The following is a 16409-nucleotide window of genomic DNA, read 5'->3' on the forward strand; positions in this document are numbered from 1 at the left end:
CCGTGCCCGCGCAAAAGCCCCGCGCCGACTCCTCTCAAACTGGAGTCGATGCGGGGCTTATGGCTATCTAGCTGGTATTACTTGGCTTCAGCAGCTACACCAGCTTTAGCGTCTACCTCAGTATTGCTGAATTGCTTATTGAGGTTCTCGCCCTCCACATCCACGGACGGAAGGATCTTGTCCAGCCAGCCCGGAATCTTCCAGGCGCGCTCGCCGAGCAGGAACATCATGGCCGGGATGAAGGTCATACGGACGATGAAGGCATCGAAGAGCACAGCGGTTGCCAGGGCAAAGCCCATGACCTTAATGAACGGTTCATCCATCAGGATGAAGGCGGCGAACACCGAGATCATAATCAGTGCCGCAGCGGTGACCACGCGAGCGCCGTGCTTGAAACCATTTGCCGTTGCATTAGCAGCTGTCTTGCCGTGCGTCCAGCCCTCACGCATACGGGTAACCAGGAAGACCTGGTAGTCCATGGCCAGGCCGAAGACGATACCAATCAGCATGATTGGAAGGAAGGAAATCAGCGGCTGCGGGTCATCGATAATACCCAGGGCGCCCTCCTGCCACAGAGCCACCGTGACACCAAAGGTTGCGGCCACAGACAGTGCGAAGCCGAAAGCTGCCACCAGTGGCACCCAGATGGAGCGGAAGACGAGCATCAGCAGTAGGAAGGCCAAGACCAGCACGATGCCGATGTAGGGCAACAGCACGTCGGAAAGCCGCTGCGAGATGTCCTCGAACATGGGCGAAACACCGGTGATGGAGTAGCGGGCGCCCGTGTCCTCGTTGTACTTGCCTTCGGCGTCGCGAATGGATTGCAACAGGTCAGCAGCGCGCTCATCGGTGGCGCTGTACTTAGGAGTGACCAGAATCTGGGCGGAATCGCCGATATCGCGCGGATCCTGTGGATTGCCATTAGTGGCAATGACCTGGGCATTTACAACGCCATCGATACCTTGTAGCTCGGTGAGAGCCATCTGCATCGCTTTCTGCTTCTCCGGAGCAGCGAGATCCTTGTAATCGACCAGTGCAATCATCGGGGAGTTGCGACCGGGGCCGAAGGCCTCCTCGGTCATTTCGTATGCCGTGCGGTTTGGCGAGCCCTTGGCCATCATGCCGTCGGAAGGCATGGCCAGGCGGAGATTGGCTGCCGGGATTGCCAGCAGAACCAGAACGATTGCGGTACCCAACACGAACGCCAGCGGACGCTTGCGCACGATGCGAACCCACTTCAGCCCCATGGTGGGGTTGTCGTTCTCCGGGTCCGGTGCCTTCACGAATGGCACGCGACCGGCGAAAACCTTGGTACCAAACAGGCCGAGAATAGCTGGCAGCAGCGTGATGGCAACGAGCACCGCCATAGCGACGGTAAACGCTGCAGCCAGTGCCATGGTGGTGAGGAACGGGATATTAATAATCGACAGCGCAGCCAGTGCAATCAGTACGGTCAGACCTGCGAACAAGACTGCAGAGCCAGCTTTGCCTACGGCGAGTCCGGCCAGGTGAGCGCGCTCATCGCGCGGAATCTTCTTCAGCTCGGCTGCCAGTTCCTTCGGCTCAAGGTTGGAGACATCCGCGTGCGCGACCAGCTCATTGCGGAAGCGCGCCAGGATGAACAGCGCGTAGTCGATGCCGACGGCCAGACCAATCATCGACGCCAGCGTCGGCGTCATGGTGGAAATAGTGTCGGTGAAAGCGGTGGCGGCGAAGATGCCTGCCATGCCGATTCCCAGGCCGATCACAGCCGACAACAACGGTAAACCAGCCGCGACGAAGCTGCCGAATGTGACAATCAGTACGATCGCAGCAACGATGATGCCGATAATTTCCGCAGTGCCGGAAACCTCGCTCGTCTGGAACGCATTGCCGGACCAAGCAACCTTCAGATCGCCCTTGTGCTTTTCGACGGTTGCGGTGAACGTATCCAGGGTATCCTTATCGATATCCATGCTGGTGGCCGCATCAAAAGTCACGGAAATGGTGCCGGTGGTCTTATCGGCACTCAGTGGGGAGACGGCCTCCAGGTTGGAGTTAATCTGCTCCTCTGGGAAGCCCTGAGCCTGCATTGCAGGTATGGCCTGCTGCCTCATCCCCTCAGCCGCCATCATGGGCGGGACAATTTCTTCGGTCTTGGTCAGACCTTTTGCATCTCGCATGGCGGCGACAAGCTCATTGACCTCGCCAGCAACAGCTGGGTCTTCAAGAGTCTTGCCCTCAGGGGCCTTGACCACCACAGTGCCTGTAGGAGCCTGCAGCTGGTCCTCATCGGTGGAGAACCGCTGCTGGATCTCTTCCTGCGTCTCTACAGACTCGAGACCAGGGATAGTGAAGTTTTCAGAAGTACCGTTGTACAGCGTTGCCGTCGCGGTACCCATGCCTGCGATGAGTAGTAACCAAACGATTAAGAAACGCCAACGGTGCAGATACGCTGATCGCCCGATTCTGTATAAAAAGGAAGCCATAACGATAATATTTTCATAAGCGGAAGATATTTTCGAACGAGTTTGTACTGCGCAAAAGTGTTACTCGGATGTGTTACTCGGAGTAGTTTTGGTTGTTTTGGCACCGTGGGGTGTAGCTGAAAAGTAGCGGAAACAAAAAAGAGGCTTAGCTTGACGCTGAGCCTCATTAGAGAGCCGATGACGGGAATCGAACCCGCGCCGCCTGCTTGGGAAGCAGGAGTTCTACCATTGAACTACATCGGCACACAGTAGGCGGAATGATTAAAAGCATGCCACGGGATTGGCACAGTAGATGTGACATGCAGGCAATCAGTCGCCCTCTGTAACTTCAATGTAGCACTCTCGATTCGCGTCGAAAAAATTGGTTGGCAGCATCTCCGTTGAATTTATCGGGGGCATATCCTGCAACCCGCACACGCTGTGCATTACAGAGCGGTTAAGCTGGTCTATGTGTTGCTCTCAGATCGTGATATTCGTGCCGCTATCGATGCCGAAGGCTCCGGCCATCTCGGCATTGATCCTTTTGACCCGAAGATGATTCAGCCTTCGTCCATCGACGTGCGTCTGGACAAGTTCTTCCGAGTTTTTAACAACTCGCAGTACACACACATCGATCCGAAGTTGCCACAGGAAGAACTGACGTCCCCGCACGAGGTTCCAGAAGGGCAGCCCTTCATTCTTCACCCGGGCGAGTTCGTCCTGGCATCGACCTTGGAGTACTTCACTATTCCTCCGCACTTGGCAGGCCGCCTGGAAGGTAAGTCTTCGCTGGGGCGTCTGGGCCTGGCAACGCACTCGACCGCCGGCTTTATTGACCCAGGGTTTTCAGGCCACATCACGCTGGAGCTATCCAATGTGGCGAACTTGCCTATCGCACTGTGGCCGAACATGAAGGTCGGCCAGCTGGCACTGTTCAAGATGTCCTCGCCGGCAGAGGTGCCTTACGGTTCCGGCAAGCTCGGTTCGAAGTATCAGGGGCAGCGCGGCCCGACGCCGTCGCGTGCGTACCTGAACTTCCGCGATGAGGAATAAGGCACCTGAAACTCGGGATATGAACTCGGAATATAAATGAATTGTGAATAGCCCCGAGTGAATTCTTGGTGAAGAAATGGAAACAATTGTTCAATAAAGAGTTTTCGCAGGTGAAAAGCCTAAATATGGGCCTTTAGTTCACACCATTTAAGGGTTAAATCGGCTTGATGGCCTTTTATCTTTCGATAAATAATAGCCCTTATGCGTATTACGGTTATTGGTACGGGTTACCTTGGCGCCACTCATGCCGCGGCGATGGCGGAGTTAGGCCACGAGGTTCTCGGCGTAGATGTTGATCCCGCCAAGATTGAGGCATTGTCCGCAGGCCAAGTTCCTTTCTTTGAGCCTGGCTTGCCCGAACTGCTAAAGAAGCACGTTGAGTCAGGGCGACTACGTTTCACCACTAACTACGACGAAGCCGTTGAATTTGCGAACGTCCACTTCGTAGGTGTCGGAACTCCGCAGGTTAAGGGCTCGTACGCTGCCGATGTTCGCTATGTGGACGCCGCCATTACCGAATTGGCTAAGCGCGTCGTCGGCAAGCATTTAGTGTTTGGTAAGTCCACTGTGCCCGTCGGTACCGCACCGCGCCTGCAGGAGCTAGCTGCGAAGATGATCAGTGAGCGCGCAGCAGCTGGTGATGAGCAGTTGAAAAACACCAGCCTCGAAATCGCCTGGAACCCGGAGTTCCTGCGTGAGGGCTTCGCAGTAAAGGACACTCTCGAGCCGGACCGTGTGGTGCTGGGCACCCAGAAGCCGGGCATGATCCTCAATGGTGCTGGTCAGGAGGTCGAATCGATTGCCGAGGCCAGCCTGCGCGAGTGCTTCGGTCCTATCTTCGAGCGCGAGACGCCGCTTATCGTCGCGGACACTGCCACCGCAGAGCTGGTGAAGGTGTCGGCGAACGCATTCCTCGCCACCAAGATTTCCTTCATCAACGCGGTCTCTGAAATCTGTGAGGTCACAGGTGCGGATATCACTACGCTTGCCGACGCCATCGGTATGGACGCCCGAATTGGCCGCCGCTTCCTCAACGCGGGTCTGGGCTTCGGCGGCGGTTGCCTGCCGAAGGATATCCGCGCATTTATGGCCCGCGCCGGTGAGCTGGGCGTTGACCAGGCGCTGACCTTCCTGCGTGAGGTCGATGCAATCAACATGCGTCGCCGTGAAAAGACCGTTGACCTGGTACGCGGTAGCTTCGGCGGCTCGCTGCTCGGCCACACCGTGACCGTGCTGGGTGCGGCTTTCAAGCCGAACTCTGACGATGTGCGTGACTCCCCGGCGCTGTCGATTGCCGGTTCGCTGTCTCTGGCGGGCGCTTCGGTAAGCGTTTACGACCCGCAGGCCATGGAGAACGCCAAGAAGAATTTCCCGACCTTGGAGTACGCACCGAGCATCGAAGCTGCCCTGGAAGGCACGGAGATGGTTGTCGTCGCCACCGAGTGGCAGCAGTTCCGCGACATCGACCCGGTGGCTGCGAAGAAGCTGGTCAAGCGTGCAGCAGTGCTCGACGGCCGCAACTGCCTGCCAGCCGATCAGTGGCGTGCCGCAGGCTGGGATGTCACCTGCCTCGGCCGCGGCTAAATGCTAGCCGCCCTCGAGCGCTTCGGAAACTTCATACCCTCCGGGGCCACGGTATAGGCGGCGATGAGGGTGGTAATCGGCACTGCGAGTACCAAAGCCACCGCACCGATGGTGGAACGCAGCAGCTCTGTGGCCACGACATCGGAGGTCAACGACTGCATCAGCGGCCGGTCGGAGACGCTTAACAAAATCGATAGCGGTAGTGCGGTGCCGAGGTACGCCAGTACCAGTGTGTAGACCATCGACGCGATGTGATCGCGACCGACGCGCATTGCCGAGCGGAAGACCTCCATAGGCCGCGACCGCGGAGCTGCTTCGTAAAGCTCCTGGACGGTCGAGGCCTGGGCGATGGTGACGTCGTTAAGCACGCCCAACGCGCCGATGATGAATCCCGCCAGAAGCAGACCTGTGACGGAGACGTCAGGCAGGTAAAGCTGAATGAGCAGGTTGTCCTCGTTGCCGAGACCACGTAGCTGTGACGTGGAGATTGCGAGGTTGGCCAGGCCCGCCGCCAACACCATCGTGGTGAGTGTTCCCGCCAGTGCGGAAGCTGACTTCCAATTGATGCCATGTACGAGGAAGAGCACCGGGAAGAGGATCGCCGCGCCCGCCGTGATGGCTAAGGCCACAGGATCGCCACCGCGTAGCAGTGCCGGAACCAGGAATCCCATCACTGCGGCCAGCGTGATGCCAAGACCAATGAGGCTCAAGACTCCGCGAGTCATGCCGACGAGGATGATGAGCAGCACCGCTGCGCCGAGCCACATCCAGATGGTCGTGGTGCGATCCATGTCCAGGAAGGTGTAGGTGTTGCCGATGCTAGCGGTGTCGACAACCTGATGAGGTGCGAGGTCGACGACATTAGTGTCGGCCGCGGGAGCAGGAGCTGCGGGGGCAGCGGGGGCTTCTGCACCGGATTCAGGTGCTGGTTCCTGCTCCGGGGCTGGAGCTGGGGCCGGAGCCTCTGCATCAGGAGCAGGCTCACCCTCTGCGCCCTCAGGGGCAGGCGCGGGCACAACTCCGGGAGCCGGTGTCATCAACCCCGAATCCGGCACGGCACCATTGTCGACAGCTCCGGTACCGGCCGCGTTTGGACGGTGAATTGCCAGGACGACCTTGTCTCCCTCCTCCAGCTCAATCTCGCCGGGAAGGCCGGATGCCTCCAGCAGAGTCTTCTTGCCCTCGTCTGGACCCGAGGTCAGCTCAATGACCGAGAGCTGGCACTTCGGCGCCGCGGGGTCGTTGAGCGAAGCCGTCAGCCCTGGCCGCGGCTGGTCGTCGAAGACGCGTCCGTTGTCAGGCGAATTGCACGCGCCGACGCTGTGCTTTACGACGGTTCCCTTGACCGTCTCTGCAGCTGACGTCTGTGACTGCAGGAATCCCGGCCCTGGGCTCGGAGCTTCACCCGATGGCCAGAGCCCAATCACTGCGAGGAAAGTGGCAATACCAGCAACTGTGAGAACTGTGGCCAGCAAGCGACGTGCTCTTGTGGGGTTGTGCCGCGGTTTCGTTGGTTTTGGTTTGGCTTGCGCAGGTTCGTTTTGCCGTGCCGGTGCTGGTTTTGAATGTGCGGCAGGCTCTGCATGTCGTGCTGGGGCAGCCGAAGTTGCAGAGTTGGGTTGATTCGCGGCATTGACAGCCCGGAACCGGCCGGTAGGGGAGCCGTTGTTCGAGTTCTTCAGTACGTCGAGATGCGCACCTATGTCGGAACCCGGAGCAACGCGAAAAGGTTGCTGGTTGTCAGAGTTCATTGAATCTTTTGAATGCCTGCCCACCCTTAATAACCTAATCGCTGCACCAGCACCGGAAGGCGTACCGCCATTCCGGCGCGCCGAGCCGTAGTCATCAGCGCTATGGCTCACCTATCGATGCAATACTCACTCATCGATGCGCTCCAGTGCGGCCATAAGTGAATAGCGCATCGATATGTGAGAAGGGTAGAACCAGTAGCGTGCGCAACCTTAAGTACTGCTATTGCTTGTAGCTGACCAGGAAGTTGCCTAGGCGCTCGATAGCTTCCTTCAGGTCGCGTGCCCACGGCAGGGTGACAATTCGGAAGTGATCCGGCGTCGGGTAGTTGAAGCCAGAGCCGCCGACCATCAGGATCTTCTCTTCACGCAGGATGTCGAGCATCAGCTTTTCGTCATCGTGAATTTCGTAGACGTTCGGATCCAGCTTCGGGAATGCGTACATGGCGCCCATCGGCTTTACACAGCTCACGCCCGGAATTGAGGTCAGTCCCTCGTAGGCGACATTGCGCTGCTCCAGCAGGCGACCGCCTGGCAAGATCAAGTCCTCGATGGACTGGTAACCGCCAAGTGCCACCTGAATGCCGTGTTGAGCAGGAACATTCGGGCACAGACGGGTGCTGGCCAGCAAGTTGATGCCCTCGATAAAGCCCTCTGCGTGGCGCTTCGGGCCAGTCAGCACCATCCAGCCAGCGCGGTAGCCGGCCACACGGTAGGTCTTGGACAGGCCGTTGAAGGTGATACAGAGCAAATCCGGGGCCAAGGAGGCAGTGGAAATGTGCTCTGCATCGTCGTAGAGGATGCGGTCGTAGATTTCGTCGGAAAGCAGCAGGAGTGAGTGCTCACGAGCGATATCGACGATGGCTTCGAGTGTCTGGCGTGTGTAGACCGCGCCGGTCGGATTGTTCGGGTTGATGATGACAATCGCCTTCGTGCGATCCGTCACCTTCGAGCGAATGTCTTCGACATCCGGGGCCCAGTTATTCTCCTCATCGCACGTGTAGTGGACGGCCTTGCCGCCGGCGAGGGTGGTTGCTGCAGTCCAGAGCGGGTAATCCGGAGCTGGAATGAGGACCTCATCGCCCTCGTTGAGCAGCGCCTGCGTGGTGATGGAAATCAGCTCGGAGACGCCGTTGCCCAGCCAGACGTCGTTGACGTCGAAACGGGGGAAATCCGGGTCCATCTCATAGCGCGTGACGACGGCACGGCGTGCGGAGTAAATACCCTTGGACTCGGAGTAGCCCTGTGCGTGGGGGAGGGCGCGGACCATGTCCTGCACGATGGTGTCAGGTGCATCAAAGCCGAACTTTGCCGGATTGCCGGTGTTGAGCATCATGATGCGGTGGCCGTCGGCCTCCATCTGTTCGGCGAGAGTAGTCACCGGACCGCGAATGTCGTAGAGGACGTTCTGCAGCTTGGAGGATTGGTCCAGTGTCTTCAGTGGAGTGCGGCGAGGTGCCCTGATGTTTCCACGACGGGCGGCAACACGGGCAGCACGGGACTGCTCGGCCTGAGCGGCCTGCGCAGCCTGAGCGTCCTGCGTTGTCTCGTTGGTGGTTTCGGTGCCCTGGGAAGTGTCTTTACTGGAACTCACCTGTCTAAGCATGCCACTTTTTTGCTCCCGCACCATGCTTTTCTCACAGCGGGGGGCAGATTAATTGCACATTGATTGCGCAAAAGCGCCCTGCATGAGGATGCAGGACGCTTTACTGGGGTGCGGGCAGCTGGGGTTCTGGCTGCTAGTTACTGCTTAACTGCGGAGCCGTCGATCTGCAGGGAAATCTCGTTGCCAAGGAGCAGGCCGCCAGTCTTAATAGGAGCGTTGTAATCGATGCCGAAATCGGTGCGGTCAATCTTGGTGGCTGCCTCGAAGCCAACGCGAGTCTGACCCCATGGGTCTTCAGCGGAGCCGAAAATGTCGACATCCAGGGTGACCGGCTTGGTGATGCCGTTGATGGTTAGGTCGCCGGTAACGGTGGCCTTTTCTTCGCTCTGGAGCTCGATAGCGGTGGAAACGAATTCGAAGGTTGGGTTTTCGTCGGTGCCGAAGAAGTCCTTCGAGCGCAGGTGGTTGTCGCGCTCTTCATTGTTGGTGTTGATGGAGTTCGCCTGAATGGTCGCCTTTGCCGTGGAATTCTCCGGCTTGTCGGCATCAAAATTAATAACGGACTCAAACTCAGTGAACTGGCCGTGAACCTTGGTAATCATTGCGTGACGAACGGTGAATCCAACGGTGGAGTGCTGTGCATCAAGAACGTAGTTGCCAGACTGAAGAGCCATAGTGAATCTCCTAAAAGTTAAAAGTATCTCGAATGTTTCGAAGTATTTTTGTCCGCCGGAACCAACTTCCGGTGTTGACGTGTCAACGATAACTCTAGATGTGATGATGTGTCAACAAAGTTCAAAGAAAATGCCGAATATTTTTTAGAAGCGCACATCCGGTCGGGCGATTGGCTCGGGGTTTTGTCATGGCTGGGCGAGGCTCCTTTGGTTGGAGGCGGTTCATATGGAGTCGTTTTAAGTGCTTATGCCCAGCATAACAGGCGTTGACATGTCAACAACTGCTATTTAGGATTGAGAATTATGCAATTCGGAATTTTTACAATTGGCGACGTCACAAAAGATCCCACGACTGGACAAATCCCTACTGAACATGAGCGAATTAAGGCAACTGTCGCCCTAGCGAAGAAGGCCGAAGAGGTCGGCCTCGATGTATTTGCTACTGGCCAGCACCACAATCCACCGTTTGTGGCACCGGCGAATCCGCCGATTTTATTAGCCAACCTCGCAGCACAGACCGAAAATCTGATTCTGTCGACTTCGACAACGCTGATTACCACCACCGACCCCGTGCGCATCGCCGAGGATTACGCCTACCTCCAGCACCTTTCCGAAGGTCGCATTGATCTCATGATGGGCCGCGGCAACACCGGGCCTGTTTATCCGTGGTTTGGCAAGGATATTCGCAAGGGAATTCCGCTGGCCATCGAGAACTATCACCTACTGCGCACCCTTTGGCGTGAGGAGAATGTGGATTGGCAAGGTCAATTCCGCACTCCGCTGCAGTCATTTACGTCCACACCGCGCCCGCTCGACGGTGTAGCACCTTTCGTGTGGCACGGCTCAATCCGCTCCACTGAGATTGCTGAGCAGGCCGCCTTCTATGGGGACGGCTTCTTCCATAATCACATTTTCTGGAATATCGAGCACACCACAGCCATGGTCAATCTCTACCGCCAGCGCTATGAGCACTACGGTCATGGTGCTGCTGATCAGGCAATCGTCGGGCTTGGCGGTCAGGTCTTCGCCGCTGAGACGGAGAAGAAGGCCAAGGAGATTTTCCGCCCATACTTCGACAATGCCCCGGTCTATGGACATGGGCCATCTCTGGAAGAATTCGAGAACATCACTCCACTGACCGTCGGCACGCCTGAGCAAATCATCGAACGTTACCTGGGCTATGCAGACGCCGTTGGCGACTACCAGCGTCAGCTCTTCCTTATCGATCACGCCGGCCTGCCGCTGGAAATGGCGTTGGAGCAGGTTGAAATCCTGGGAACCGAAATCGTTCCGGTCCTGCGTGAAGAGTTCGAGCGCCGCCGTCCGGCGCACGTGCCTTCCGACCCGCCGACGCATGCCTCGCTGGTTGCCGAGGGCGCAGATTCCCCGCACCTTCTCGTCCGCCCGGCTGAAAGGAATCAGTAGTGAAAAAGCTCGTCGTCGTAAGTGCCGGTGTTTCCGATCCATCAACCACGCGCATCCTTGCCGACCGCATCGCGGAGGCCGTCGAGGCGCAGGTCTCCAAGCGTGGCGAGGGGGTCCAAGTTGAGTACGTCGAGCTGCGCGAACTCGCTGTCAGCCTCGGCACTGTGATGTCCACAGGGCTTTACGACGAAAAATTGCGCGCCGCCCTCGATACTGTCAGCGGTGCTGATGGATTGATTGCCGCGACCCCGGTGTTCGCAGCGTCCTACTCGGGGTTGTTCAAGATGTTTTTCGACGCCTTGGATAAGGATGCGCTGACTTCTATGCCGGTCATTATTGCTGCGACGGCTGGCACAGCACGACATTCGTTGGTGCTGGAGTATGCGATGCGTCCGCTGTTTAGCTACCTGCGCGGCACGGTTATGCCGACTGCTGTATTTGCGGCTACTGAGGACTTTGGTGCTGGCGATGGTGCCGGAAATGGCGCCGGCGGAGTATCTGGCGCGGAGATGAACAATCGCGTCGTGCGTGCAGCTCGTGAGCTTGCCGAGTACCTTGTCGGTGTTCGCTCGGCAGTAGTCGGTTTTGGTCCAGATTTTGGGAACGAAGCTGAAGAAAAGGGTGCAGCGCATTCAGCGGGCGGGGCCAGCGAGGGGAATCAGGGTGCCAGCGCGCCGAACAGGCGACGCAGTACAAACACGCGGGTGGATACTAACGTCACGGATTTTGCCACACTTCTAGAGGGGCTCGACGGCACCGCGAAGTAGCCGCGCTCACGTGAAGGGGCGGCAGAGGAGGGGTAGGGGGTCAGCGCTCTTTAGCGGCACCACGGGAGGTTGTAGTAGTCGCAAGAGAAGGTATCGGAAAGAGCGTATTCCTTAACCTGCAGGTCGTCGCTGCTGGTTGTAGCTGTCGGTGCTGCGGTAGCGGCCGGAGCGCCGGTCAGCGCGCTCAGGGAAAGTGCTGCGGATGCAATGGTGGTAGCAAGAACGGAAGTGCGTCGAAACATTAGGTAGTACTCCGAAAGATATCTGCCTCGGCAAAGTGTCAGGGCTTTGTGGACTGCCGGACTTCGCCAGTGATTAATAAAGAAATCATAACTATTTAATCAAGAGTGTGAAGTGTGGAGGTCTCTCTACCTGCCCGCGCCTGGGGGTGGCCATTCGGCTACTCTCTGGTGTCTTTATGTAGGTGGGCTAGTGGCCGAAATGTTGATTGTCTAGTACCAAGTGGCCGACCGAGGCATTTTTGAATTGGTTCAAAAGGCGTAGTTCTAATGCGTTTAAATTGATCGACGAAATCTTATTGTTGCGCCCATAATTGCTGGTCAGGGTCAATTAGATGTCGTATTTTCGCGTGACAGAAATCGGTGGGATTCCATTTTTACTATGTGGATAATCGCTGCGGCCGTCGTAAAGTCAGTCGAAAATTTTCCATTACAAAACGCTGAATTTCGACTTACCTTTGCAGGTGTCAGTTCAAGTATTTCCTTACGAGTTGCTCGTCACATCCTGAAAGGATTTCGCCGTGAAGAAGACCCTGCTCTCCGGCTCCATTGCAGCCCTGGTTACCATGTCCTCGCTGGCTGTCGCCCCGATGGCGGAAGCTGCCCCAGCCCCTACCCCGGGCACCGTCGGTGGCACCTGCTCCGTTGAAGGCCAGTCCGGCCAGTCCCTGAAGATCACCGGCTCGAAGTTCGAGGTCGAAGGTACTGCGACTGTCGCTAACTACGGCGACACCGACCTGCCGCTGACCCAGACCCTGAAGGAGGGCAAGACCAAGTCCTGGAACGTCGGCGGTTCGGTCGACTTCGACCTGCTCAAGCTCTTCCATGTCACCTTTAGCGCCGGCTACCAGTCCACTCAGACCTGGGAAGTTGGCCAGACCCTCGGCCCGTACCCAGTCAAGCCTGGCTACACCGGTGTTCTGGAGTATGGCTTCCTGAATCAGTCCTTCGAAGGTACTCACCTGACCTGTAAGGGCGGAAAGTGGATTGACGCGGGTCGTCCGTACTGGGGCACCATCCCGAAGGAGCGTCACATTCGCGTTTCCATGCGCGCCAACGAAGCTGATCGCTCCGTCGACGGTGCTGCTCCGCAGGTCAAGGAGTACGCCGTTTAAGGCGGCCAGAGCCCCTAAAGCCTCGAAGCAGAAGGAAGTTTCTCCATGTTGAGCCTGAAAAAGAAGGCCCTGGCCTGCGCGGTGATGGGTGCAAGTCTTCTTGCACCAGGCATCGTTGGACAGGCCGCGGCGACCCCGCTGACCCAGACCCCTGACCAGGATGAGCACCACACCGGTTTCACCAATACGGATAAATGTGACCCGGTCAAGGATGCCAAGCGTCACCCCTGGGAACAGTGGATTACCGACGAATGGGACCGCTACAACGGCACTAACTCATTCACCAACCGCACTGACCGCCCTATTCAGTACACCCTCGAGGTGACAGAGGGAGTCAACGAGTCTGTGAAGGCCATGAGCTCCGGAAATATGTGGGACGTGTTCCTCCACGGGGTGAAGAACAAGTACGGCATCGTCGAGGTCAGTCAGTGGTCGGTTGGCGACAAGCTGGGCCCGGTGACCGTCAACCCCGGTGAGACCGTTCGCGCAGACTACGGCGTGCACATGAAGTCCTTCATTGGCCGTGTTCGCACCTGTGACCAGAAGACCGGCCTGTGGCGCGGTGAGCCCTACTTCGGTGAGTACAACGGCAAGGGGCCGTCGACTCGCTTCGTGGTCTGGCACAAGACCACCAAGGAGGGCGAGCACCGTCAGCAGTGGGCGCCTGTCAGCGGTAACTCCGGTGACGGCGGCCCGGCATCCGCCACGATTAACGACTAGGAGCAGTTATGAAAAAGCGTGTTGTCGCCATGTGCTTGACGACGGTCTTTGCGCTCGGACTCGGTGCTCCGACAGCGGTGGCCGCCCCGAATCCAGGAGCCGGTGAACCGTTCGCGCCGGAGGAGTGGGTACCAGTGCCCAAGCCGGCGGCAGTTGACCGCGGTCCGGCACCGGGAACCACTTGTGAAGCTCCGGGTTCGGTGGCTGAGTTCGTGGAAATCACCGGCTCTCGCTACGACGTTGAGGGCGTTGTTTCTACGAAGAATGACATCGGTGATGAGCCGATTCCGCTGACGCAGACCATCAAGGAGTCCAAGACCAAGAAGTGGTGGACCAATATCTCTGTCAGTGTGAAGGTCAGCAAGGAGCTCAACCGCAAGTACTCCTGGGAATACTCCCGAGAGATGGTTTGGAGCCTCGGGCAGAAGATCGGGCCATACGAAGTACGCAAGGGTGAAACTGGTCGTCTGAGCTGGGGATTCCTGGTTGACGAGTTCGCCGGACAGACTGTTCGCTGCAACGCCAACTCGAAGACGTGGGAGCCAATTGGGCGCACCTACTTCGGTGTGGCTCCGCGCGAGCGACATGTCGAGGTGACCATCCAGTAGTTACACAGTTCTCTCTCCACACTCAGCACGGGTAAAAGGGGCATATTCGCGAAAGTGAATATGCCCCTTTTTGCTATCCATCTCGGGCCTGCAAAGGCTCAATTCAGAGCCGCTAACCGGCCAAATCTCAGAGCCCCTGGTTATTCTGCGGCAGCGGATGCCGGCGGGTGGAAGCCTGCGTCTATTGCTTTCAGCGCCAGGTCCAGGCGAGAGGTAGCTCCAAACTTATTGAACATGCTGGAGAGGTGCTTCTTGATAGTGCCCGGCGACTTGCCGAGTTCCTTGGCGATGTCGTGGTTTGACTTACCGCGGCAGATCAGGCCGAGAACCTCTCGCTCGGCTTGAGTGATCCTGTATGAGGAAATGTTGCGGGACGGCAGGGTTTTAATCAGCCGAGTCGCAGAAATCGGTGAGATGACGGTGCCGCCCTGGAAAACATCTTCAACGGTGCCAATGACGGATTCCGGGCGGGCAGTTTTGAGAATGTAGCCATTTCCGCCGAGACTCAAGATTTTCAGCATTGTTTCATCGGTATCAAATGAGGTGATAGCGATGAATTTCGGTGGATTCTCCACCTTCTTAATGCGCTCAAGTAGCTCAACGCCGTCCATGTTAGGCATATGAATATCGGTCAAAACTACGTCAACGCCACCACGGGCAATAATGTTGAGAGCCTCGTGGCCATCGCTGGCTTCATCGACCACGGTGATATGCGGTGCCTTCTTGAAATAGGTTCGCAGCGTCGAGAGTACAAGTGGGTCGTCATCGACAATGAGAACCTTAATGTCAGACATCCGCGAACCTTTCATAGAAGTTATAAAAACCGAACAATATCTGTCATCGTGTGATATTACTACGCTAACCAGGACTTTTCGAGAGATATCTTCGTCACAGGCAGCTACTGCACCAATCTTACGCTAGCGTAACCTACTGGTTGGTAGGTGGCATGTGGAGTTTGCAATTCCACACATTTCCTTCTCGTTCTGACGTGATGGAACCGTCCCATGGTCGCACTCGCCGATGCAGTGAGGAAAGCCCCAAACCGCTCGAGAGCATCGCCCGCGGCAGAAAATGCGGTAGCGCCTTCGATATCTGATTGCTGATGTCGAGCGTGAAGCCATCTTCCTCGTTGCTCAGCGCCAGAATGTGAACGTTCGTTTGCGGTTCGCCGTACTTCTGAATGTTCGTGCAGAACTCCGACAGCGCCGGCGAGATAACCTCTGAAATCTGCGTCAAAGAGGGCTCGGTTTCAATCTTCGTGGCCAGCGAAACGTTAAACCCAGCTTCCTGCAGTTCATCCTTGGCCTGTTGAAGCACCCTGCTCATGCTGGGGACTCGCTCATCCTGGCCGATAGCGGAGGTCAAAGAACTCTCGTCGTCAGCTGATTTCAGCAATGAAAGCAACTGGCGAAGCTGTAGCAGGCCTTCTCGGGAGGTCTCTGCGATGTCCTCCAGGGATTCTTCAAGTTTTTCATCGGTCCCTTCTCGCTCGATGGCGAGCGCCTGCGCCAGCATGGTTACGCGAGTAAAGGACTTGGCAGTGGAGTCGTGCAGTACGGTCGCCAACTCAAGGCGTTGCTCTTCCAGAGCGCGGTTAGATTCAATCGTTGCCCGCCGGCGTTGTTCTTTGTAGCGACTGCGCATCATGCCGATGGCGTAGGCAATTACAAAAAGCAGTGTTGTCACAAAGGTCGCGACATGGTCACGTGCGAAAGTACTTGTGTTGACGTCGTAGTTTGAGATCACCAACAAGAGCAACGCAGTGATTCTCGCCGGCATCTTGTTGTTGTTAGCACGCATCACTTCCACGATGAGAAGCGCGCAGAAAATCTGCATTGGAGCCTGCTCTGTGGGAAGGAAAGTCAATGCCAAGAAATTCGCTGGGACAACCACCATGGCAAAAAGTGGCAGATAGGTCGCCACTGCAACAAGAATGACCTGAAGGCCACCGATAATGGTCGGCAACAACAGATCAGAGTTGCTCTCGCGGAAAATTAGCGCATCGAGAGCCGTGAGAACCAGCGCAATGACCATCTCCACTGACCCCGGAGTCCTCAGAAAGTCCCTTATCTGTGACAGCGATTTCTTAATCACTACGCCAAGACCTCTTTCCACACCACAACGCGGTCATCTCTAACGGGATGCAGTAATCAATATGCAGTAATCAATATATTGTCAGTGCGGTTGAGAGTGCCATTTGCATGATTAATGCCGTGGCGCAGGGATCGTCGTAAAGCACAAAAAATCCGCCCGGGAAGAATAACCTCTCGGGCGGATTCCTGCTTACTTAGCGAGCGCTACTTACGTCGCGCCGATCCTGGCAGCGGAACTCCGTGCTGGTTGCGCGGAAGGTTCTTAGCGCTTGCCGACGGCGCCTGCGTCTCCTCGGCTGGGGTCTCAGTGGCCTGCTCGGTGGAGGTGGC

14 protein-coding genes and 1 tRNA gene are annotated in these 16409 nt (G+C 57.1%); 7 read left to right on the forward strand and 8 right to left on the reverse strand.

Features of this window, described 5'->3' with window-relative positions:
- Window positions 1-77: 77 nt before the first annotated feature.
- Together ADB02_RS10550 and ADB02_RS10555 are read right to left on the reverse strand one after the other, a co-directional pair.
- Window positions 78-2468, reverse strand: coding sequence for an MMPL family transporter (locus tag ADB02_RS10550; protein WP_049191041.1), 2391 nt, complete (start codon window positions 2466-2468; stop codon window positions 78-80).
- Window positions 2469-2640: 172 nt separating this feature from the next.
- A tRNA-Gly gene (locus ADB02_RS10555) sits at window positions 2641-2711 on the reverse strand.
- Between the two features lie 207 nt (window positions 2712-2918).
- Here ADB02_RS10555 and dcd point away from each other — a divergent pair.
- Both dcd and ADB02_RS10565 read left to right on the forward strand, forming a co-directional pair.
- On the forward strand, window positions 2919-3500 hold the full coding sequence (gene dcd / locus ADB02_RS10560) for a dCTP deaminase (protein ID WP_005511764.1): 582 nt from the start codon (window positions 2919-2921) through the stop codon (window positions 3498-3500).
- Between the two features lie 201 nt (window positions 3501-3701).
- Window positions 3702-5084 carry a UDP-glucose dehydrogenase family protein gene (locus tag ADB02_RS10565; RefSeq protein ID WP_049191044.1) on the forward strand — a complete coding sequence of 461 codons (1383 nt, stop codon included), beginning with the start codon at window positions 3702-3704 and terminating at the stop codon, window positions 5082-5084.
- On the opposite strand, the gene ADB02_RS10570 is transcribed toward ADB02_RS10565, so the two are convergent.
- The 3 genes from ADB02_RS10570 to ADB02_RS10580 form a co-directional block, all read right to left on the reverse strand.
- Window positions 5081-6559: a YibE/F family protein gene (locus ADB02_RS10570; RefSeq protein ID WP_049191046.1), complete on the reverse strand. Its 1479-nt coding sequence runs from the start codon at window positions 6557-6559 to the stop codon at window positions 5081-5083. The genes ADB02_RS10565 and ADB02_RS10570 overlap by 4 nt on opposite strands.
- Window positions 6560-7055: 496 nt before the next feature.
- Complete coding sequence (locus ADB02_RS10575) at window positions 7056-8426, reverse strand: pyridoxal phosphate-dependent aminotransferase (protein ID WP_370449407.1); 1371 nt, start codon at window positions 8424-8426, stop codon at window positions 7056-7058.
- Window positions 8427-8575: 149 nt separating this feature from the next.
- Window positions 8576-9112 carry a YceI family protein gene (locus ADB02_RS10580; protein WP_016421578.1) on the reverse strand — a complete coding sequence of 179 codons (537 nt, stop codon included), beginning with the start codon at window positions 9110-9112 and terminating at the stop codon, window positions 8576-8578.
- A 303-nt stretch (window positions 9113-9415) separates the two neighbouring features.
- Between ADB02_RS10580 and ADB02_RS10585 the strand changes: the two genes are divergently transcribed.
- Both ADB02_RS10585 and ADB02_RS10590 read left to right on the forward strand, forming a co-directional pair.
- Window positions 9416-10537 carry a CE1758 family FMN-dependent luciferase-like monooxygenase gene (locus ADB02_RS10585; protein WP_049171747.1) on the forward strand — a complete coding sequence of 374 codons (1122 nt, stop codon included), beginning with the start codon at window positions 9416-9418 and terminating at the stop codon, window positions 10535-10537.
- On the forward strand, window positions 10537-11304 hold the full coding sequence (locus ADB02_RS10590) for an FMN reductase (protein ID WP_049191049.1): 768 nt from the start codon (window positions 10537-10539) through the stop codon (window positions 11302-11304). The genes ADB02_RS10585 and ADB02_RS10590 overlap by 1 nt, the downstream gene beginning before the upstream one ends.
- A gap of 50 nt (window positions 11305-11354) precedes the next feature.
- On the opposite strand, the gene ADB02_RS10595 is transcribed toward ADB02_RS10590, so the two are convergent.
- Window positions 11355-11546 carry a hypothetical protein gene (locus ADB02_RS10595; protein ID WP_049191052.1) on the reverse strand — a complete coding sequence of 64 codons (192 nt, stop codon included), beginning with the start codon at window positions 11544-11546 and terminating at the stop codon, window positions 11355-11357.
- A 518-nt stretch (window positions 11547-12064) separates the two neighbouring features.
- Here ADB02_RS10595 and ADB02_RS10600 point away from each other — a divergent pair.
- From ADB02_RS10600 to ADB02_RS10610, 3 genes are read left to right on the forward strand one after another with little or no spacing between them, the layout of a single operon-like run.
- A complete protein-coding gene (locus tag ADB02_RS10600; RefSeq protein WP_016421574.1) occupies window positions 12065-12658 on the forward strand; it encodes a hypothetical protein in 594 nt (197 codons plus the stop codon).
- A gap of 45 nt (window positions 12659-12703) precedes the next feature.
- Window positions 12704-13378 carry a hypothetical protein gene (locus ADB02_RS10605; RefSeq protein ID WP_005511744.1) on the forward strand — a complete coding sequence of 225 codons (675 nt, stop codon included), beginning with the start codon at window positions 12704-12706 and terminating at the stop codon, window positions 13376-13378.
- Between the two features lie 8 nt (window positions 13379-13386).
- On the forward strand, window positions 13387-13986 hold the full coding sequence (locus ADB02_RS10610) for a hypothetical protein (protein WP_016421572.1): 600 nt from the start codon (window positions 13387-13389) through the stop codon (window positions 13984-13986).
- 140 nt (window positions 13987-14126) lie between these two features.
- Here the strand turns inward: ADB02_RS10610 and ADB02_RS10615 are convergent, their stop codons facing one another.
- Together ADB02_RS10615 and ADB02_RS10620 are read right to left on the reverse strand one after the other, a co-directional pair.
- Window positions 14127-14780, reverse strand: coding sequence for a response regulator transcription factor (locus ADB02_RS10615; RefSeq protein WP_048734423.1), 654 nt, complete (start codon window positions 14778-14780; stop codon window positions 14127-14129).
- A gap of 133 nt (window positions 14781-14913) precedes the next feature.
- A complete protein-coding gene (locus tag ADB02_RS10620; RefSeq protein WP_222865240.1) occupies window positions 14914-16020 on the reverse strand; it encodes a histidine kinase in 1107 nt (368 codons plus the stop codon).
- Window positions 16021-16409 lie beyond the last annotated feature (389 nt).

Source organism: Corynebacterium sp. 212_CJEI, from assembly GCF_001055915.1.
GTDB classification, from domain to species: domain Bacteria; phylum Actinomycetota; class Actinomycetes; order Mycobacteriales; family Mycobacteriaceae; genus Corynebacterium; species Corynebacterium jeikeium_D.